Annotated in this window: 21 protein-coding genes; 14 read left to right on the forward strand and 7 right to left on the reverse strand. The window is 63.1% G+C overall.

The genetic code is table 11. From position 1 onward, the window contains the following. The first annotated feature begins 8 nt into the window (after nucleotides 1–8). The 8 genes from IVA79_RS15060 to IVA79_RS15095 all read left to right on the forward strand — a co-directional run bounded on the left by IVA79_RS15060 (nucleotide 9) and on the right by IVA79_RS15095 (nucleotide 7,792). A complete protein-coding gene (locus IVA79_RS15060) occupies nucleotides 9–497 on the forward strand; it encodes a chemotaxis protein CheW (RefSeq protein ID WP_247553962.1) in 489 nt (162 codons plus the stop codon). Nucleotides 498–562: 65 nt separating this feature from the next. Next, nucleotides 563–2,371 carry a methyl-accepting chemotaxis protein gene (locus IVA79_RS15065; RefSeq protein ID WP_247553963.1) on the forward strand — a complete coding sequence of 603 codons (1,809 nt, stop codon included), beginning with the start codon at nucleotides 563–565 and terminating at the stop codon, nucleotides 2,369–2,371. Between the two features lie 138 nt (nucleotides 2,372–2,509). Next, nucleotides 2,510–3,364 (forward strand): CheR family methyltransferase, encoded by an 855-nt coding sequence (locus IVA79_RS15070; RefSeq protein ID WP_247553964.1) that lies wholly within the window; start codon nucleotides 2,510–2,512, stop codon nucleotides 3,362–3,364. 15 nt (nucleotides 3,365–3,379) lie between these two features. Further along, nucleotides 3,380–4,471, forward strand: coding sequence for a chemotaxis response regulator protein-glutamate methylesterase (locus IVA79_RS15075; RefSeq protein WP_247553965.1), 1,092 nt, complete (start codon nucleotides 3,380–3,382; stop codon nucleotides 4,469–4,471). A gap of 5 nt (nucleotides 4,472–4,476) precedes the next feature. Continuing rightward, nucleotides 4,477–6,198 (forward strand): chemotaxis protein, encoded by a 1,722-nt coding sequence (locus tag IVA79_RS15080; protein ID WP_247553966.1) that lies wholly within the window; start codon nucleotides 4,477–4,479, stop codon nucleotides 6,196–6,198. Between the two features lie 150 nt (nucleotides 6,199–6,348). Then, entirely contained in the window at nucleotides 6,349–6,795 is a 447-nt protein-coding gene (locus tag IVA79_RS15085; protein ID WP_247553967.1) for a hypothetical protein, read from the forward strand. 108 nt (nucleotides 6,796–6,903) lie between these two features. Beyond that, nucleotides 6,904–7,185 carry a hypothetical protein gene (locus IVA79_RS15090; RefSeq protein ID WP_247553968.1) on the forward strand — a complete coding sequence of 94 codons (282 nt, stop codon included), beginning with the start codon at nucleotides 6,904–6,906 and terminating at the stop codon, nucleotides 7,183–7,185. A gap of 151 nt (nucleotides 7,186–7,336) precedes the next feature. Continuing rightward, nucleotides 7,337–7,792 (forward strand): CHRD domain-containing protein, encoded by a 456-nt coding sequence (locus IVA79_RS15095; protein WP_247553969.1) that lies wholly within the window; start codon nucleotides 7,337–7,339, stop codon nucleotides 7,790–7,792. A 46-nt stretch (nucleotides 7,793–7,838) separates the two neighbouring features. Here the strand turns inward: IVA79_RS15095 and IVA79_RS15100 are convergent, their stop codons facing one another. The 3 genes from IVA79_RS15100 to IVA79_RS15110 form a co-directional block, all read right to left on the reverse strand. Next, nucleotides 7,839–8,204 carry a VanZ family protein gene (locus IVA79_RS15100; protein WP_346658177.1) on the reverse strand — a complete coding sequence of 122 codons (366 nt, stop codon included), beginning with the start codon at nucleotides 8,202–8,204 and terminating at the stop codon, nucleotides 7,839–7,841. A gap of 86 nt (nucleotides 8,205–8,290) precedes the next feature. Next, nucleotides 8,291–9,805, reverse strand: a complete 1,515-nt coding sequence (locus IVA79_RS15105) for an EAL domain-containing protein (protein ID WP_247553971.1) — start codon at nucleotides 9,803–9,805, stop codon at nucleotides 8,291–8,293. Nucleotides 9,806–10,747: 942 nt separating this feature from the next. Then, nucleotides 10,748–10,921, reverse strand: coding sequence for a hypothetical protein (locus IVA79_RS15110; protein WP_247553973.1), 174 nt, complete (start codon nucleotides 10,919–10,921; stop codon nucleotides 10,748–10,750). 1,003 nt (nucleotides 10,922–11,924) lie between these two features. On the opposite strand from IVA79_RS15110, the gene IVA79_RS15115 reads away from it, so the two are divergent. The 3 genes from IVA79_RS15115 to IVA79_RS15125 all read left to right on the forward strand — a co-directional run bounded on the left by IVA79_RS15115 (nucleotide 11,925) and on the right by IVA79_RS15125 (nucleotide 13,266). Continuing rightward, complete coding sequence (locus tag IVA79_RS15115; RefSeq protein WP_247553975.1) at nucleotides 11,925–12,215, forward strand: hypothetical protein; 291 nt, start codon at nucleotides 11,925–11,927, stop codon at nucleotides 12,213–12,215. 43 nt (nucleotides 12,216–12,258) lie between these two features. Next, nucleotides 12,259–12,675, forward strand: coding sequence for a hypothetical protein (locus tag IVA79_RS15120; RefSeq protein ID WP_247553977.1), 417 nt, complete (start codon nucleotides 12,259–12,261; stop codon nucleotides 12,673–12,675). Between the two features lie 354 nt (nucleotides 12,676–13,029). Beyond that, complete coding sequence (locus tag IVA79_RS15125) at nucleotides 13,030–13,266, forward strand: hypothetical protein (RefSeq protein ID WP_247553978.1); 237 nt, start codon at nucleotides 13,030–13,032, stop codon at nucleotides 13,264–13,266. A gap of 15 nt (nucleotides 13,267–13,281) precedes the next feature. On the opposite strand, the gene IVA79_RS15130 is transcribed toward IVA79_RS15125, so the two are convergent. Beyond that, nucleotides 13,282–14,499 carry a hypothetical protein gene (locus IVA79_RS15130; protein ID WP_247553979.1) on the reverse strand — a complete coding sequence of 406 codons (1,218 nt, stop codon included), beginning with the start codon at nucleotides 14,497–14,499 and terminating at the stop codon, nucleotides 13,282–13,284. A 160-nt stretch (nucleotides 14,500–14,659) separates the two neighbouring features. Between IVA79_RS15130 and IVA79_RS15135 the strand changes: the two genes are divergently transcribed. Then, nucleotides 14,660–14,902, forward strand: a complete 243-nt coding sequence (locus tag IVA79_RS15135) for a hypothetical protein (protein ID WP_247553980.1) — start codon at nucleotides 14,660–14,662, stop codon at nucleotides 14,900–14,902. Nucleotides 14,903–14,978: 76 nt separating this feature from the next. Then, nucleotides 14,979–15,215 (forward strand): hypothetical protein, encoded by a 237-nt coding sequence (locus IVA79_RS15140; protein ID WP_247553981.1) that lies wholly within the window; start codon nucleotides 14,979–14,981, stop codon nucleotides 15,213–15,215. Nucleotides 15,216–15,246: 31 nt separating this feature from the next. Here IVA79_RS15140 and IVA79_RS15145 read toward each other — a convergent pair whose 3' ends face one another. Both IVA79_RS15145 and IVA79_RS15150 read right to left on the reverse strand, forming a co-directional pair. After that, nucleotides 15,247–15,624 carry a hypothetical protein gene (locus tag IVA79_RS15145; protein ID WP_247553982.1) on the reverse strand — a complete coding sequence of 126 codons (378 nt, stop codon included), beginning with the start codon at nucleotides 15,622–15,624 and terminating at the stop codon, nucleotides 15,247–15,249. Nucleotides 15,625–15,887: 263 nt separating this feature from the next. Then, nucleotides 15,888–16,280: a hypothetical protein gene (locus IVA79_RS15150; protein WP_247553983.1), complete on the reverse strand. Its 393-nt coding sequence runs from the start codon at nucleotides 16,278–16,280 to the stop codon at nucleotides 15,888–15,890. Nucleotides 16,281–16,567: 287 nt separating this feature from the next. Between IVA79_RS15150 and IVA79_RS15155 the strand changes: the two genes are divergently transcribed. Beyond that, nucleotides 16,568–16,870 (forward strand): hypothetical protein, encoded by a 303-nt coding sequence (locus IVA79_RS15155; RefSeq protein WP_247553984.1) that lies wholly within the window; start codon nucleotides 16,568–16,570, stop codon nucleotides 16,868–16,870. 3 nt (nucleotides 16,871–16,873) lie between these two features. On the opposite strand, the gene IVA79_RS15160 is transcribed toward IVA79_RS15155, so the two are convergent. Further along, complete coding sequence (locus IVA79_RS15160) at nucleotides 16,874–17,536, reverse strand: hypothetical protein (RefSeq protein ID WP_247553985.1); 663 nt, start codon at nucleotides 17,534–17,536, stop codon at nucleotides 16,874–16,876. Between the last annotated feature and the right edge of the window lie 13 nt (nucleotides 17,537–17,549).

Raw genomic sequence — 17,549 nt, forward strand, 5'->3', positions numbered from 1 at the left:
ACCGCATCATGGCCGCAACCTCGCAATATCTGACGCTCGGGCTCGCCGGCGAGACGTTCGGCATCAGCATCCGCAACGTCCGCGAAATTCTCGATATGCGCCCGATCTCGCGGCTGCCGCACGCCCCAAGCTTCCTGCTCGGCATGATCGACGTGCGCGGCAGCGGCTATCCGATCGTCGATCTCAGGACCAAGCTCGGCCTGCCGAGCGTGCCGGCCACCGAAGCGACCCGCATCATCATCCTCGACGTGCCCATGAAGGATCGCCTGGTCGGCGTCGGCTTCGTCGCCGATTGCGTGTTCGAGGTCACCGACATCGACGAGCAGGCGATCGAGCCCATCCCCGAGGTCGGCGGCAGATGGCAATCCGATTATGCCGCCGGCATCGGCCGCAAGGGCGAGAAGTTCGTCGTGATCTTCGATCTCGCCAAGCTGATGGCGAACGACAAGTTTCCGGAAGTACGCGACGCCGGCGCAGATGCGCCTCGCGCCGCCTGAGTTTGCAAGAGTGAAGCGTGGACGCGCGTAATCATCCCAAATCAAATTCGAACAACGAGATTGACATGAGATTCACCGTCAAAGCCAAGCTTGCCAGCGCCTTCGGCCTGGTCATCCTTCTGTTCATTGTCGCAGGCGCCGTAAGCTACATGAAGTTGGCCGACATGGCCGCGACCGCAGAGTCCATGGTGCTTCGCGCCAAGCGGATGGAGAAGGCCGCCGAGGTCGAAAAGATCATCTGGCAGCAGCTCAGGGCGGAAAAGAACGCAATTTTGGGCACGCCGAGCGAAGCCGATGAATTCGCCGCGCAGGCCGCCAAGCTCCGCGAGGAGGCGACCAAGATCAGGGACGAGGTCTACGCGCTCGCCAGCGAGGGCGGCAGGAAGCTGCTCGACAACTTTGCGGGTGCCTACGCCAGAATGAACGTCTATCAGGAAGAGACGATCAGGCTGGCAAAGACGGACAAGACGAAGGCAACGGAACGCTCGATGGGTGACGGGCGCAAGGTGGTCGCAGACGCTACTGAGGCGATGGGAGCCTATGTTTCGAACGCCAAGCGACAGATGGCCGAGCAGGCCGCGCAGTCCAGCGAAGAGAGTCATCGCGCGCAACTGATTCTCATCGTCCTGGTCGTCGTCTCGCTCATCGTTGCTGCGATTAGCGCATTCTGGATCTCGATCAATATCAGCCGATCGCTCGCCAAGGCCGTCGGGCTGGCGGATGCGGTCGCGATCGGCGATCTCAGCCACAAGATCGATGCTTCCAGCAATGACGAGATCGGCGATCTCGTGAAATCCCTGAACGCGATGACCGCCAATCTCAACCAGACGGCTGCCGTCGCCAACGAGATCGCACAAGGCAATCTGATGGTCGAGGCTAAGCCGCTGTCGGACAAGGACACGCTGGGCCTTGCGCTTCAGCGCATGGTCGAGAAGCTGCGCCAGATCGTGTCGGAAGCCCTGACGGCGGCGCAGAACGTCTCGGCCGGCAGCCAGGAGCTCTCGGCCAGCGCAGAGCAGCTCTCGCAGGGCGCGACCGAGCAGGCTTCGTCCGCCGAGGAAGCCTCGTCCTCGATGGAGGAGATGGCCTCCAACGTGAAGCAGAACGCCGACAACGCCAACCAGACCGAGAAGATCGCCGCACAATCGGCGAAGGATGCGGAAGCCTCAGGCGCTGCCGTCGGCCGCGCTGTCAACGCGATGCAGACCATCGCCGAGAAGATCACGATCGTGCAGGAGATCGCGCGCCAGACCGACCTGCTGGCGCTCAACGCGGCGGTCGAGGCCGCGCGCGCCGGCGAACATGGCAAGGGCTTTGCGGTGGTCGCCTCCGAAGTGCGCAAGCTCGCCGAACGCAGCCAGGCGGCCGCGGCCGAGATCGGCACGCTCTCGGCCGACACCGTCAAGGTGGCGCAGGAGGCTGGTGCGATGCTCTCCAAGCTCGTTCCCGACATCAAGAAGACTGCTGAGCTCGTCGAGGAAATCACCGCGGCCTGCCGCGAGCAGGACGTGGGATCGGCCCAGATCAACCAGGCGATCCAGCAGCTCGACAAGGTCGGCCAGCAGAACGCCAGCGCCTCCGAGCAGGTGTCATCGACCTCGGAGGAGCTTGCCTCCCAGGCCGAGCAGCTCCAGTCCACGATCGCCTATTTCCGCATCGAGCAGGGCGCGAAGAGCCAGGCGTCGGCGCCGATCGACCGGGCGGTGAGCCAGTTGCGCGCCAAGGCGGCCACCATGGCGGCCGTCGAGCGTCCGGCGAAGAAGGTGATGCCGGCCAAGCCGGCGCGCGCTGTGAAAGCGGCCGGTGGCAGTGGCGGCTTTGCTTTCGACATGAACGAGGGCGAGGACGATCGGGACGCCGATTTCCAGCGCTAAGAGTCTCTTGTGGACCGGCTCGCCTTGCGACGGTGAACCGGTCCGCTTTCAACGTTTGCGTAAACGCTTAGGATCGAAGATGGCCGGTACGGCCCGACATTCAGTACAGGCGGCCATCCCGGACCGGAGCAGGCGGCCATGATGCCCGCCGTGCAGGATACCGCCGTGCATCTGTCGGACCGTCACTTCCGGACCATCGCCGAATTGATCGAGGGCCAGGTCGGCATCAAGCTGCCGCAGGGCAAGCGGCTGATGCTGGAGGGGCGGCTGCACAAGCGCGTGCGCGCGCTGAACTTCTCCGACCTCAACCAATATGTCGAGAACCTGTTCGACGCCGATCATTTCGAGACCGAACTCACCCATCTCATCGATGTGGTGACGACCAACAAGACCGATTTCTTCCGCGAGCCGCAGCACTTCACTTTCCTGCGGGATGTCGCGATCCCCGCTTTGCTCAAATCGCATGGCCGCACGAGTGCGAACCTCAAGGTCTGGAGCTCGGCGAGCTCCACCGGCATGGAGGCATACACGACCGCGATGGTGCTGGACGACATGACGCGGAACGGCTCGCGTTTCCAGTACCGCATTCTCGGGACCGACATCTCGACCGCGGTGCTGCGCCTCGCCAAGACGGCGATCTACACCCGCGACGTGCTCGCTCCGGTGCCGGAGCAATTCGTGAAACGATATTTTTCCTCGTCGCGGGACAAGTCGCGCGGTGAGGTACGGGTCGTGCCGGAATTGCGGCGCATGGTACATTTCATGAGGATGAACCTCATGGACAAATCCTACCCCGTCGATCGGAACGTCGATATCATCTTCTGCCGTAACGTCCTGATCTATTTCGAGCGCGAGACCCAGCGCAAAGTGGTCGAGCAATTGTGCAGCCATTTGCGTCCGGGCGGCTATCTGCTGGTCGGACACTCGGAATCGATGATTCACAGTGCCGTGCCCGGGCTGAAGCAAGTTCAGCCAACCATTTTCCAGGCCTAGCCGGAGCGCAGCGAGATGCCGAGGGAGAAAGTTCGCGTACTGATCGTGGACGATTCGGCGTCGGTCCGCCAAATTCTGCAAACGATCCTGTGTGAGGATCCCGACATCGAGGTGATGGGAGCGGCTTCCGATCCGTTCGCTGCGGCGCGACGCCTCCAGAACGAAATCCCCGACGTCATGATCCTCGACCTGGAAATGCCGCGGATGGACGGCATGACGTTCCTGCGCAAAATCATGGCGCAGCGCCCAATCCCGGTGATCATCTGCTCCTCGCTGACCGAAGAGGGTTCGAACGTGATGTTCGAAGCGTTCGAGGCCGGCGCGGTCGACATCGTGCCGAAACCGAAGATCGACACGCGGCAGGCGCTGCTCGAATGCTCGACGCGGCTGCGCGAAGCCGTGAGGTCGGCTGCGCGCGCGCGGGTTCGTCCGCGTTCCGAGCGACGGGCGATCGAGAAGAAGCTGACCGCCGACGCCATCATCCCGCCGCCGGTGCAGGGCAGGGTCCGGCCGACGACGGAACGCATCGTTTGCATCGGCGCGTCGACGGGCGGGACTGAAGCGCTCAACGACGTCCTCGAGATGCTGCCGCCACACTGCCCGCCGATCGTCATCGTCCAGCACATGCCGGCAGGCTTCACCGCGGCCTTTGCCAGGCGCCTCGATGGCGTCTGCCAGATCAGGGTCAAGGAGGCCGAGGACGGCGAGCCCGTGCTGCCGGGCTGCGCCTATATCGCCCCCGGCGCCCGTCACATGCTGCTCCAGCGCATCGGCCTGCGTTACCAGATCGCGATCAAGGACGGTCCGCCGGTGTCGCGGCATCGTCCCTCGGTCGATGTGTTGTTCCGCTCGGCGGCGCAGCACGCCGGCGCCAACGCCCTCGGCGTCATCATGACCGGCATGGGCGACGATGGCGCGCGCGGGATGCTGGAAATGCGCAAGCTCGGCGCCTCGACGCGGGCGCAGGACGAGGAGAGCTGCGTGGTGTTCGGCATGCCCAAGGAAGCCATCGCCCATGGCGGCGTCGAGAAGGTCGTTTCGCTGCATCATATCCCGCGCGAGATCATGCTCTGGTATCAAGCCGGGCACGCCGCGGTGGCAGGTTGATGGCCATGTCGCTCATTCCGTCTGACACGCTCGCTGAGGCGAACGCCGCGATCGAGGACGTCTCCTCGCGGATCGAGGACGTCTTCGCGCGCGTCGGCCACGAGCTCGGACGCGGCCACCTCATCTTCAAGGAGCTGAACCAGGGCCTCGCGACGCTCTCGGGCGAGCTGTCCGGCGCCGAGATCGAGGGCGCGGCAACGGCGCTTCAGGAGATCGCCGCGCGGCTGACCGAGCTGGCGCAGGCGCTGCCGGCGGAGAGCGCCCTCTTGGAGACGATCGGCAAGAGCACGGCAGAAGCGTCCTCGCTGCTCAAGCCGCTGTTCAAGCACATCCAGATGATCACCATCATCGCGCGCAGTGCGCGGATCGAGGCGGCCTCGCTCGACGGCGACCGCGAAGGCTTTCTCGCCTTCACCCAGGAAGCCTATGATCTCGGCAGGGCCGTGCAGCGCTCCATCGAAGGCTGTGCGCGGGACCAGCAGCGCCTGTCCGAGGCGGTCGCCACCGCCTCTGGCCGCCAGAAAGAGTTCGAGAGCCGTTATCTGGCTCAACTGATGTCGGAGAGCGCCGAGCTCGGCGCGGCCTATTCCGGATTGTGCGATCAGCGCAGCAAGAGCAGCCATCTGGCCGATCGCGCAAGTTCCAGCACCAGGAAGATCGCCGAGGCGGTCGGCAGCGCGATCATCTCGCTGCAGGCTGGCGACAGCACGCGTCAGCGTCTCGAGCACGTATCCCACGGCATCAAGCTTGCCTCGGAATCCGCGCCAAGCCTCGTCCCCGAACCTGTCGCAAGCGATGACGGCGTGCGTGCGATTTGCCAGTTGCAGGCGGCGCAGCTGAGGGATGCCCAGCGCGAGTTCGGCGGCGACGTCGGCCAGATCGTCGGCGCGCTTACCGCCATCCTGCGCGATGCGGGCAGCGTCGCCGGCCACGGCCGTACGCTGTTCGGCGGCGAGGAGGATGGCTCGTCGTTCCTGACACGCATCAAGCAGACGCTGGCGCACGCCTCGGCCCTGATCGGAACCTGCGAGAGTGCGGGCCGCGCGGTCGATGAGGCGCTCGCGATCGTCGAGGACACGCTGGCGAAATTTCGCCAGGCGATCGCCGGGCTTGCCGAGGCGACGGTCGACATCACGCTGATCGGAATGAATGCCGGCCTCAAGGCGAGCCATCTCGGCAGTCGCGGCAGCGCCTTCGTCGTCATCGCCAACGAGCTCAAGGCGACCGCGGACCAGGTCGCGGCGGGGGCGGGTCGCCTGAGGCCCGTGTTCGACGGTATCGAGCGATCGGCCCATGAGCTGAAGCAGCTCCGCGTGCAGGGTGATCCCACGCAGCTTGCCAAGCTCGAGCCGCAAATCCTTCTGGCGCTGCGCGAGGTCGAGGCCGGCAATGAGCGGCTCGGCAAGCTGATGAGCCGGCTCGTGAACGAAGGCGCGGAATTCGAGCGGCTGATGAATTCGGCTCAGGGCCTGATGACCACGCTCGGCGAAAGCTCGGCGGCCTTGCCTGCGGTCGCCATGCGGCTCGAGACTGCGAGCGCGGCGCAGCGGCTACAGCCGCAGGCGCAGGATCACCCGATCCTCGACGATCTCTTCGCGCGCTACACGATGGAGCGCGAGCGGGACGTTCATCGCGAATTTCTGCAAACGCTGGGACTGGTGTCGACCGCCGCCACGCGCCGGGTCGAGGCGGTGGGGACCGCGGACGACGGCATAGAATTGTTCTGACGGCGCCGCCGGCCTCGCCTCGTGCTGCGGCGGCAATTTGACGGGTTGATTTTGCAGGGCGTTAACCGTGGCGGAATGCTCGCCGCGCAGGTCATTGCCGCGCCCCAGAGTTGGTTGCAAATACCGGTGAATTTTACGGTGGATGCTTCCATGATGAGAGACGGCAAATACGCGGCCTGGTTCAGGACCCCGCGCGCACAGGGCACGGGCATCGTGCATCTGGCGGAAGGACGGATCTCCGGCAGCGACAGCTTCTTCACCTATGGCGGCTCGTACCGGTTCGATGACGAGCAGCGCTTCACGGCCGTCCTGACCACGCGGCGGTATGCCGACGGCCCGCCGACGGTGTTCGGTCTGGACGAGGTCGAGGTCAATCTCGCGGGCGTGTGCACCGGTGCGATGGCGACCTGCTCGGGAACGGCGAGGGAAGCGCCCGACGTGATGTTCGAGGTGACGCTGATCTACAGCCAGGAGGATGCGCCGGTTGCGGAAGCGCGAGGCGCTATCGTGAAGCTCAACGACAAATTGCCCAAGGGCCTCGACAGCCGTTCGCGGCCGCGTCAATTCCCTGCACCTTCCAGGCCTCCCCTATCTTAGTCTTGCGTTGACGCTATCGCGGTGAAACCGGCTGCGACCGTGGCGCGGCAACGGTGTATTTAGGCGCACAAAGCTAGAATGAGGCCGCTGTAAAGGACGGACGCGAACATGCCTCAGATCTGGATGACATACGACGAACTGGCGACGCTCAGCGGCTGCACGCCGGCAGAAGCCAGACTGCGAGCCCTCCATCTGTCGCTTGACCGCCGCAAGAGCCGCGACGGCGCGACGCGCGTCAAGCTTGACCTCGCGCTGACCGCCAAGTTCTTCGCATCGATCCGCGAAGCGGATTTCGATCTCGACGGCGCCATCGCCGCGCTCCAGAGCACGCATAGGCAAATGGCCGAGCTGCTGGCACCGACCAGGTTCCGCGAGCGCGGGGCAGCTTAGCCCGCTTCGCCTGTCGGGCGCCGCTCCGGCCACCGCACTTTGGGATCCCGATCGCTTTTCGCGAATCAGGCATAGACTTGCCTTGCGGAATTTCAAGCCGGGGCCGGGGTTTCAACCCGCAATGAGTCCCAGAGCCCGTAGGAGGATTGCCATGAGGAAAGCCAAGGGTTGGGAGGGTCGAGTCGGCGTGACGCTGTTGGGAGCGGCGATGCTCGGCGGGCTGCTGATCGTCACAGCCGCGCCGTCACGTGCGGAGGTCGTCAAGCTGCAGGCCGACCTCAAGGGCAGCAACGAAGTGCCTCCGAACAGCTCATCCGGTTCTGGCAAGGCCGAGGCTGCGTTCGATACCCAGTCGAAAGTCCTGACCTATACGATTACGTTTGCCGGTCTGACTGGTCCGGCGATGGGGGCTCATTTCCATGGTCCCGGTGAAGCGGGCAAGAACGCCGGCATCGCTTTGCCGTTCAAGACGGTGCAAAGCCCCATCCAGGGCAGCGCCACGCTCACGGATGCTCAGGCGGCGGATCTGTTGGCCGGGAAGTGGTACGCGAACATCCATACCGCCGCGAACCCAGGCGGCGAGCTGCGCGGGCAGATGATGAAGTAAGTGCGATGTCCCGTGGCGCTGGAAAAGATTTTCAGCGCCGTGAGCTTCAGGTTGGCGGCCGGGGCAAGAAGGCCAGGATCGTCTGGGCGAGGATGACACCGACGGTGCCTCCCGCCGCCTTTTGCAGCACGTCGAGGAAGCCCGGGTCGCGATCGGGGATCAGCGATTGCAGGACTTCCAGCCCCATTGCGACGGCCACGACGAGCGAGCAGGCCAAAGCGAGCCGGCCGGGCAACAGAAAGGCCAGGAGGAAGCCCAGCAGGCCATAGGCGCTGAAGCGCTCGATCACCACGATCCAGTAGGCCTCGTGATGCCCCATCAGCGCCGGCCTTCCCGCCAGCCTTGCCAAAGTGGCATAGGCGATGAGGGCGAGGCAGATTCCCGCGGCTGCGATGAGGTGATTTCGACGCATGGCCCACCATAGCCGCTCGGGTGCCGTTCCGCTTCGAAAGACGAGAACATCGTTAAAGCGCGTTGTCGTTCGCCCGGCGGAGATGGTCAGGCAACCCGGACATCGCCGGTCGGACATGCGGAGCTGCGGCGTGACTCGAGGAGTTCGCTGAATTTCGCAAACGCGAGCGGTGCGGCGACGAGATAGCCCTGTCCTTCTTCGACGCCGGACGCGATCAGGGCGCGGCGCTGCTCCTCAGTCTCGATCCCTTCCGCGACGACCGTCATCCGGAAGTCCTTGGCGAGCGCGACCAGCATCTCGACGATCGTCGTGGTCGATGCGTCCAGGGTGATGGTGTCGACGAAGAACTTGTCGATCTTGATCGTGTTGGCGCCGAGCCCTTTCAGCCGCGACAGCCCGCTATGGCCAACGCCGACGTCGTCGATGGCGACGCGGAAGCCATGGTCACGCAGCTCGGCCACGATCGCCGCGGCGCGCGCGAGATCGTCGAGCTCATCGCGCTCGGTGACTTCGACCACGATCTGGCGTGCGGAGACTCTGGCCGTCAGAACCGTGCGACGCAGCGTTTCAACGAAGCCGGCACTCAGCAGGTGCTTGGGCACGACGTTCAGGGACATCTTGAAGGTCTTGTCGGCCCTCAGGACGGGACGCAGGTCGGAGAGCGCCGATCGCAGGATCTGCCAGGTCATCGCCTGGATGCGCCCGCTGGATTCGGCCAGCGGAATGAAGTTCATCGGCGGCACCACCGAGCCGTCCCGACGAACCCAGCGCGCCAGAATCTCACAGCCCGTGATCTTGCCTGTCCTGAGATCGAAGATGGGCTGGTAGTATGGCTTGAATTCGCCGGCGGCGAGGGCGCGATCGAGATCGGCGACCGGCCCTTCCATCCGGCGGCTGCGTGCCAGCAGGATGCCGAAGAGGGCACCAAGTCCGAGGGACACTGCGAGCGCCGGCCAATAAGCCTCGCTGTTCCAGTTCGAAAGGACCGCGTGCTCGAGCCGGATCGTGGCGTGAAGCGGGAAGCGCGTGGAATGCCTGTCGAAGCTGATCGGCCCGAGCAGAGGCCTGTCGGCATCGAGCCGGAAATCGCCGAGCTTCTCGCCATTGCTCAAGGCGAGGATCACCTCGCTGTGCGCGCGCAGCTCGGCGGGCATGAGATCGAACAAATTGGCATTGATGCCGACAATGGCGACCAGGGCGGAGCTGCGATTGACGTCCCTGAGCACGCCCAATGCGTCGCCGCCAAATTGCTCCACGCGAAACAGCGACAGTGTCTTGTCGTGCGAGGCCAGCATGTCGTGGCGGCCTGCCCATCCCTTGTCGAACTCGAGCGTCTCGGAATAGGCCGAGCAGATCACCGATCCGTCCGGATTGACAAGACGGACGTCCTTGATGGCCGAGCGCTGGTAGACGTGGAGGCGGATGGCTTGCAGCGCGGCCGGCGCGCAGCTGGCAAGATCACGCTTGGCAAGCTCGTCGAGGCTGGCGGCGGCAAAATCGACGGCGAATTCGGAGCGGCGCAGAACGACCTCGGTCAACTCGTTCAGCTGGTGCGTCTGCTGGTGGCGAATGACGGCTTCTGCCGCGAAATGGCCCGCCATGGCGAACGCCATCGTGCTCGCAAGCACGAGCGCCACAAACGGAAGGTTCGATCGCTTTAGTCTCATCCGGTCCGGGCGGAATTCAGGAGAGGCTTGATGTCTGAACTTGGCAATTGATCTTGGGAATTGATCTCAGGAAATGATCCTAGCCAGCGGGGGCTAAGATAGGGTTTAACGGGCGGACCGGTCCGGAAGGGCGACCGAGTGGTTTGCCTGACCGATGGTCGCGCGGCCCGAGCATGGAAAGTTGAGCAGTATGATCAGGACGTTAAGCCTTCTCCTGTCGTTGGTCCTCGGAAGCTCCGCGGCCTGGGCGCAGGGAACCAAAGACCAGCCAGCGGGCACCCAGCCCACCTCTCGCACCGGCACGGCGACGAATTCCGGCTCGGACAGCATGGGCGGAGCTTTCAAGGGGACGGGGACCCCCAATTACGGAACCAGCCCCGGGATGGGCTCCCAGAAGAAGACGCGCAACTGAAGCACGATCCGGAAAAGCGCGTCGCGGTCTTCCGAAAAGATTATGCTTGAACAATAACTTATTGCGCGATGACGGATTCATCCGAATCGCATCGCGCTCTAAGGCTGAACGAGCGGACGTCCGCAGTACGCTCGATCGATGCTCACCGACCGAGGCGGTGGCGGAGGGGAATGGCCTCTGCAGATGGTGGGCCGGGCCTATGGAGGCGGGGTGCGGCGGGATGGCGGGTGGCCCGCAGCCGAAGCACCACGAAGGCGATGTTGATCGCCAGCCAAATCAACATTGCGGAAATCACAAAATGGACCACGGCCAGACCTCGCGGCGAAGTCTGGATCAACCGGTCGTGATTGCTTTGGTTCCGTCCTGCAAGACGAAAAGCTGCATGGAGTTCGGAGAGAAGGGTTGCCGCGATGGCGGGATAAGGACAACAGAAAGCTGCCGTCCGCGACGAGCTGTTTGCGGGACTAGCCCTTCTTGCCCGTCTTCGACTTTAGCGAAAGGCCGAGCCGCAAGGCCATGCGCTTGATCGCATCAGGCGAGCGTCCGAGAGCTTTCGCCGCCTCTTCCAGCGAAGCCGAAGACTTCGCCAGCTCCATGAGCCGGCGGTCTTCCTTAAACGACCAGGGCTTGCGAGCCATAACCGAAATGATCCTCTCGTCGACACAACGACAAAGCCGCCAAGCGACCCATGTTCGCTCGACGGCTTTGCTTGGGTGGGGCCAAGCTTGGGGGAGCCCGGTGCGAAGATGGATATGCGATCGGTGAGACTTCGCAACAAACAACGCGGATTAAGCTAACCGCTCAACCTTACCGCGATGAAATCGGCGCGCGATGCTCCGTATAACCACGGTGATCTCGCCGGTGTCAGGTGCACGCCGTCGATGATGGTGATCGCGGCCAATGAAGCTGCGCCGATCATCGAGCCGCCACGCCGGTAACATTTGAAGCGCAATGAACGAAGGTTCATGGTGTCGGCGCGTCGAGTTCTGGTAAAAAGAACTGGACTTCGCCGCACTTCGTGTCCTCGGGTGCCGACCAATCTTCAAGCACCACGTTGCACAAACTTCATCATCGTCTGACAAAAGTTTCGGCGCTGCCGATCTTGAAGTCGACGCAACGAAAAGATGAGAATGAGTGCGGGAGGAACGTTCCGGCAAACGTGGGAACATTTCAAATGTTGGCTGCTTTGATTTTGGTTTCGATTTTCGCAGCGGGCTTTGGCTGCGGCTATGGTGTACGGGCGTGGCGCTCGCGGAAGCGGTCGGAGCGATATCGTCTTTACGCGCCTTATACCCCCGCATCGATGGAGGCCGGTCGGCCCCAGCAGCCGTCGTAATCGCAGACCACCGCGAGCGGTCCAACTCAATGGTCGGGGCGAAAATCGAAATAACCATGTGTGGTTAGGTTAACTTGTCGCCGTCCTTGAGCGCTTTGGAAAGGCAGCCTAAGACGGATCAGTTTATTGCGAGCGTTGAGCCGCCTCGATTTTTTCCGGGGTGCGCAGGTAGGCATAGATGACGTATCTCATTGCGTTGCTAGGCGCGACGATCTGCGCCCTCATTTTGATTGCGTTTGTTTGCTCCTATGGCCGGCATCTGAAGGATCTTCCAGGTCCCTGGATCATGAACGAGGGTCATTCAAATGATTGATCAGCGGCCCAACGCGCCCCGCAGGTATTTCGTTGACGCACAAGGGCACCGCGTTCTGATCGGCCTGTCGCCGGAGGAGACGGCGGAATTCGAAGCGCTGGATGTCGCAGCGACGGAGACGCTGCAAATCACGGCCGAAACCGGCATGGACAAGGGAGCCGCCGCTGTTGACGACGTTCGATGGCTAGAGCTCTATTCCAAGCACGAAGGAGCTTGGCGGGTGTGGATCGCACAGAGCCAGGCGGAGCGGACGCAGGATTTAGGCTTTGTTAACTATGTCTGACCGATGGTAGCCGCCTAAAATCTCGAATGTGGGGATGGCCCAAATGTTTCAGCTGTTCCTGAGAGCGCGCGCACACAACCTGCTCGGCTCCCGCCGAGAGGACAAGGGCTTCAAAGCCCGCTCCATCGAGCGCGACGCGGAGACCGACCGCACGCGGATCGGTGCCGTCCTGGCGGCCATCGAAACCGCATTGCAGGAGGCGGAGAGGGAGCAGGCCGGCCTCAACCGGCGTGTCGATGACGCACTTGCGCGTGCATCCGTCACCTTCGGAAACGGCACCGACGAGTATCTTGAGCGCGAGCCGCTCGACAATCATCACCAGGATCTCTTCGCGGCTGACATCTCCAATGGTCAGCGCCGGCTCAAGGAATTGGCAAGCTCCATTGCTCACTTGAAGTTCGTCAGGACCGCAATGCTCACGCGTTTCCCGGATTTCAAGCCGCCACAGCTCAACAGCTAACATCGCGGATAGGCTGCACGCGCTGTGGCCATCCTTCGAGACGCCCGCCGTCGGCGGGTCCTCAGGATGAGGACGCAGTGCGCTGCGACAGTTTCAACGAGCATCGATGCCGCCTAGCCTCATGCTGAGGAGACCGCTGAATGCGGTCGTCTCGAAGCACGAGGCGCGCGCTCAGGTCGCGCAAATGCCAAGTGCGATACCCACGCGGCAAAGGGCAGACCGCGCGGCAATTCGGCACCGCTTTGCGGTTTGGCGCTTCGGTCCTTTTTGCTATGGTCCCGACAAGCATTTATGGATTGAAGGAGCAACGAGGTGCCGGTCAGAAATATGCGAAGGTTGGTTGGATTGGCATGCGTGTTGACACTGGCCGCGCCGGCCACGGCGTCGGCCATCACCGCCGAGGTCGCGCGCGCATGCGACGCGGCGGTGGCGAAGGCCTTTCCGCCCAGGCAAATCGGCAACCCGGCGGCGGGTAGCGCCAAGGGGACGGCCAAGGATCAGCGCGAATACTTCCAAAAATGCGTCGCCAACAATGGCAAGGTCGACGACATGCCGGCGGACGCGCCAAAGGACAGCAAGCCGGCCAAATAAGAGACCACGGCTCGGTTAGCGTCGCGGTGGCGGACAGGGCGAGTAGAACGCGCCGTTCGCCGCATTGATGCGTTCGACGCATTGGTTGGGATCGATGACGGTCCCGGCCACGGTGAAATCGTAGCCCATGCCTTTGACGACGACGACGTAGCGGCCGGGCGACAACGTGAAGCCGTCCTGCTCCGGTTGCAGCAGCAGCATCCTCGGCTGATCGTCGACCGGCCCCACCTTGTAGGGGTAGGACATGCTGCGAATGACCCAGGAATCGCCCGCACTGACCATGGCCGCTTTGCCGGAGGCATCGACGCCCATCGACCGGGACACCTTCGCGACGACGCGAACTTCGGTCACGCTTGCGTCGATGCTTCCGTCAGGCCTGAACACGATGAATCGGACGTCTCCACTCGTCAGCGTCGTTGCACTCGGTGTGTTGATGGCCGCCGAGATTGCGACGCGGCGGTCTGGAATCTTTCCGGGGACCTGCTTCAGCTCCTGGAGTTGCCCCTCGTTCAACGCGTAGACGCCGAAGGTCGTCGGCAGAGGTATCGAGGGTTGAGCAGCCGGCTCCTTTGCGCTGTCGGGCGGTCGCTCGACGGTCGCGATCTCCGATGGGGGCGCGGTGGTGGCGTGGGGCTCGGGGCTGGTCGGCACTCGCGCGGATGGCTGCGCCAATTGTGACAGTGCGGCCATTTGTGTCTTCACGCGCGGCCAATAGATCACCGCGGCGCTGGCTCCGGCCATCAGCAAGAGAATGCCGGCCAGTCGAACCAAAAAAGCAAAGGTGCCGCTCCGTTTGGGCTGATCGGTCGATTGCGGCGCCACGGGACGGCCCGGCGTTTCCGTCGCCTCGAGAGGGGCCGGTGAAGCCAAAGCCGGCGACGTTGGAAGCGGCGGGGGAGTAACCGGCGGGGCAGGAGAGACATCGACCAGCGGAGAATTGGGCGTAACGGTGGCAGTAACTTTCACCGATGAAGACGCCGCACTTCGCTCAAAGGACCGTTCGACCTCCCGGACGGCGCGTTCAAGGACCTGCTGGAGCTCTCGCGCTTCGCGCACATCGGCGTGGGTGAATTGCTCGAGGAGCTTGATGCGGGCCAGTTCGTAAACGACCTCCCGCATTTGCCGGGGATCGTCCGAGATTTCGCGGATCCGTCCGGATAAGAGACGGACAAGCCCCGCCTTGATCTCTTGCGCCTTCAAGGCGTTGGCTGCTGTGTCGCCGGGCTCCGTCATCAAGGGCGATCAACTAGCCCGGATACAGCTGTTCCGCTAGGCTTTTTCGGCCCGGATCGCTTGGCCTCCGCAGAGGCCCCCTACGCGATCGTCTCGAAGAGCTTGCTTTTGGGCGGAAACCTGTGACATTTCGCCAAGCTCCTCATTCCGGTGTTTGACCATGCGCGGCGTTTTGACAGCATTCACATTTTTGGCCTTCCTGGTTCAGCCGGCATCTGCGCAAGGAATCAAGGACCAGGCCAACACCACCAGCTCCAGCATCATCACGACACCGACGAAAAAGGCGCAAACCACCCAAGCGGCGTCCCGGCCGACCGCGGTCCGGCATGTGGGGAACCTTCCGGGCGGAAAGTCGGCCCAAGGCGTCTGGCGGGATGGCAAGCTGGTTGCCGTGCCTCGGTGAGGCGACGCAACGAACCGTGAAGCGACCGTGAAGGAACGGGGGGCCCTTCCCGACGTTCTTGCTCGGGAGATACCGTATGAAACGACCAGTCCTGATCGCAATTGCGTTGCTTATGCCTGCCGCCGCCTGGGGCCAGGGCGTCAATGATGCATCGACACCCAACCGCAACGTGACCATCGTCAATCCGTCGCAGCCCGCGCCCCCCAACGCGACGCGCAATATCCCAAGCCGGATCGAGCCACCGATAACGACCGGTGCCGGGCGCGCCCGGCCGTATTACGGGAACAGAACCCGGGGCAGCGTCCATCGCTAGCCGCGCCGTTCACCCTTCGGGGCTTACTCGACTATTGCGGGTTGACCTCGACCTCCAGGGTCGAGGTTCCCGGGTCATGACGATTCTTGCCGGAGATCAGCAACGTGAACTTGTCGGCGGTGCGCGTCTGGCTTTCTGCCGAATAGCGGAAGCCGGACCCGACCACGGCCAGTTGTCCGCGCGAGGGTGCGCTGACGATCGATACGTTGAAGATCTGCATGTAGGACCAGCGCAGGCCCTGGATGCACTCCGCGCCAGGCGCGATCGACATCGTCCATTTCACCGTGTCGTGCGACAGCGCAAACGGCGTCCGCTCCTTGATGCAGAGCGGGCTGGCGCGCGCCGCGAGGCCGGACACGGCAGAAGCCGCGACGGCAGCACCTAACAGCAATATCGCTCTTGTACGCATGCTTGGCAGTTTCCACGAGGGGATGCCGAAAGTTAGCAGCAATGATCTAATGAGGTCTTAGGGCGGAGCTGGTCGCCTTTGGCCAATCGTGATGCCGATCTCGGGTCCACGAAATCATCCCTCGGCGTTTTGCCCGGCGAGTCAATCGCAAATCCGGAAAATCCGTAAGCCATTGATCCCGCTGATGCCGGCTACTGTGCATGGGGTTGTTTTTCGATTTTTGATGGCGCGGTCTTCCCGAAGGCCGCAAGGCAGGCCTCCGATTATTGCCCGTTGGGTGTCATCCCACCGCCGGTGGGGAAATTGCTGGCCTTGAGGGTCATGCCGCTGACGCGGAAGCGGACATTTCCGGCGAGATACAGATAGTCCGAGGTGGTGCTGCCAACCGTGCGGACCTCGATGTAAGTCAACGTGATCGAGCCGACACTCGGGGTCACCTGCGTGATGTCGACGTAGCGAGCGCCAGGAAACAGCTTCTGGTCGAGGCCGTAGAAGATCTTCTCGCGCTCCGACCACAATACGAAGTGCCCACCGGTCTTCTGATCGACGGCTTCATACTGCGTATGGATGACTTGCGGGTATTCGATCTGACCGGGTCTTGCCGGCTGCACGCCAAGAAGGATGATCAAAAGCAGTAAAGCCACAATGCGAAACACGGGCCAAAATCCTTAAAGCCAAAGAGGAAATCTTGCCCGCGAATTCGCTTCCTTGCAATTGGCAAAGGGATAGACTGAAGCCTGCGCCGAGCATTTCCGGCCAATCGTCGTTCTTATGATGTGTCTTTGGATTATCAGTATGCAAACCGCTCGACCCGACCAATTGCCAGATGACGGACGCCGGCTTATGGCGACTGGCTGGAGCAGTCGTAGCCCTTGCCGGTGCGCTTGGTCTTGGTCTCGCCAACCCGTCCTTGTGCCTCGCGCAGAGCGAGCCTGAGCCCTCGGTGAGCGACTATCTTCCACCGAGCGAGCCGGAGATCACGCGCGACGAATGGCGGCAGCGGATCGATGATGCGCGGCGTCGGGCCAAGGAGGCCTCGCGCGAGCGGCGCGAACACCCCGAGCTCTACAAGCCGATTCCGGAGGATCCGGACCTCGTCGCGACCGAACGTCTGCTCCGCGACGATAGCCTGCAACGGGGCGACATCGTCACGACCAAGAAGGGCATGTTCGTCTACCAGGGCCGATCCGACCAACCGCGCCGCGATCAGGACTTTGTGCCGGTCAATCCGAAATCGGTGCGCTGAGGTTCAGTACCGCCGCAAGATCTCGTTGAATTTGGGATCGGTCACTTTCGTGGTGTCAAGCAGCATCGATTTGCCTTGCGGCGTTGCCTGCACGTAGGCCGCGATCAGCAGCGGCTCGTAACGAGAGCGATTGGCCAGCGCCGAGCGGATGTCGGATGGCGCCAGCAGCCTGATCTCCTCATCCGTTGCGGCTGCGCTCGAGGTCACGGTCCGGACGCGAGACATAGCAACGTCGATCGGCACCGATCCGGTCAAGTAGGACATCTTCACCGCAGGCGTCGCCGCTTCGCCAGACTGGGCCTGCAGCGTGCCGAGCGTGAGCCACAGCGCGGGCCGGATCGGCGATACTTTCAAGGCAGCGACGACGGCGGCTTGCGCGGCCTTGTTCTCGCTGGCCCGTCCGCCCGCATCGGCTGAAGGGCGGTGAAGAACGTTAGCAGCCATTGCCGCCGCGTAATTCGCGAGCAGATCCCCCTCCAGCGACAACGATGCCAGAACACCGCCGGCCGCCAGCTTGGCCTTGTCGGGTGGAATCGCGCCAGAGAACAGATCACTCGCGCGAAAATTCGGTCGGATGAGATCGCCGTAGAATTCCATGCCGGCATGAAGCGCCAGCACGATCGCGGTAGAGATGCCGATGGTGCGAAGCAGGATCATGCGGTTCATGGTGGGATCGGCG

This window comes from Bradyrhizobium sp. 138, from assembly GCF_023074075.1.
In the GTDB taxonomy this organism is placed as follows: Bacteria; Pseudomonadota; Alphaproteobacteria; order Rhizobiales; family Xanthobacteraceae; genus Bradyrhizobium.

Coding starts and splice junctions, on each gene's coding strand:
- IVA79_RS15135 (WP_247553980.1), top strand. CDS start 14,660: ATGCGCGGCGTTTTGACAGCATTCACATTTTTGGCCTTCCTGGTTCAG.
- IVA79_RS15105 (WP_247553971.1), bottom strand. CDS start 9,805: ATGGCGGGCCATTTCGCGGCAGAAGCCGTCATTCGCCACCAGCAGACG.
- IVA79_RS15085 (WP_247553967.1), top strand. CDS start 6,349: ATGATGAGAGACGGCAAATACGCGGCCTGGTTCAGGACCCCGCGCGCA.
- IVA79_RS15140 (WP_247553981.1), top strand. CDS start 14,979: ATGAAACGACCAGTCCTGATCGCAATTGCGTTGCTTATGCCTGCCGCC.
- IVA79_RS15090 (WP_247553968.1), top strand. CDS start 6,904: ATGCCTCAGATCTGGATGACATACGACGAACTGGCGACGCTCAGCGGC.
- IVA79_RS15075 (WP_247553965.1), top strand. CDS start 3,380: ATGCCGAGGGAGAAAGTTCGCGTACTGATCGTGGACGATTCGGCGTCG.
- IVA79_RS15160 (WP_247553985.1), bottom strand. CDS start 17,536: ATGAACCGCATGATCCTGCTTCGCACCATCGGCATCTCTACCGCGATC.
- IVA79_RS15110 (WP_247553973.1), bottom strand. CDS start 10,921: ATGGCTCGCAAGCCCTGGTCGTTTAAGGAAGACCGCCGGCTCATGGAG.
- IVA79_RS15100 (WP_346658177.1), bottom strand. CDS start 8,204: ATGCGTCGAAATCACCTCATCGCAGCCGCGGGAATCTGCCTCGCCCTC.
- IVA79_RS15095 (WP_247553969.1), top strand. CDS start 7,337: ATGAGGAAAGCCAAGGGTTGGGAGGGTCGAGTCGGCGTGACGCTGTTG.
- IVA79_RS15130 (WP_247553979.1), bottom strand. CDS start 14,499: ATGACGGAGCCCGGCGACACAGCAGCCAACGCCTTGAAGGCGCAAGAG.
- IVA79_RS15070 (WP_247553964.1), top strand. CDS start 2,510: ATGATGCCCGCCGTGCAGGATACCGCCGTGCATCTGTCGGACCGTCAC.
- IVA79_RS15065 (WP_247553963.1), top strand. CDS start 563: ATGAGATTCACCGTCAAAGCCAAGCTTGCCAGCGCCTTCGGCCTGGTC.
- IVA79_RS15080 (WP_247553966.1), top strand. CDS start 4,477: ATGTCGCTCATTCCGTCTGACACGCTCGCTGAGGCGAACGCCGCGATC.
- IVA79_RS15060 (WP_247553962.1), top strand. CDS start 9: ATGGCCGCAACCTCGCAATATCTGACGCTCGGGCTCGCCGGCGAGACG.
- IVA79_RS15145 (WP_247553982.1), bottom strand. CDS start 15,624: ATGCGTACAAGAGCGATATTGCTGTTAGGTGCTGCCGTCGCGGCTTCT.
- IVA79_RS15120 (WP_247553977.1), top strand. CDS start 12,259: ATGTTTCAGCTGTTCCTGAGAGCGCGCGCACACAACCTGCTCGGCTCC.
- IVA79_RS15115 (WP_247553975.1), top strand. CDS start 11,925: ATGATTGATCAGCGGCCCAACGCGCCCCGCAGGTATTTCGTTGACGCA.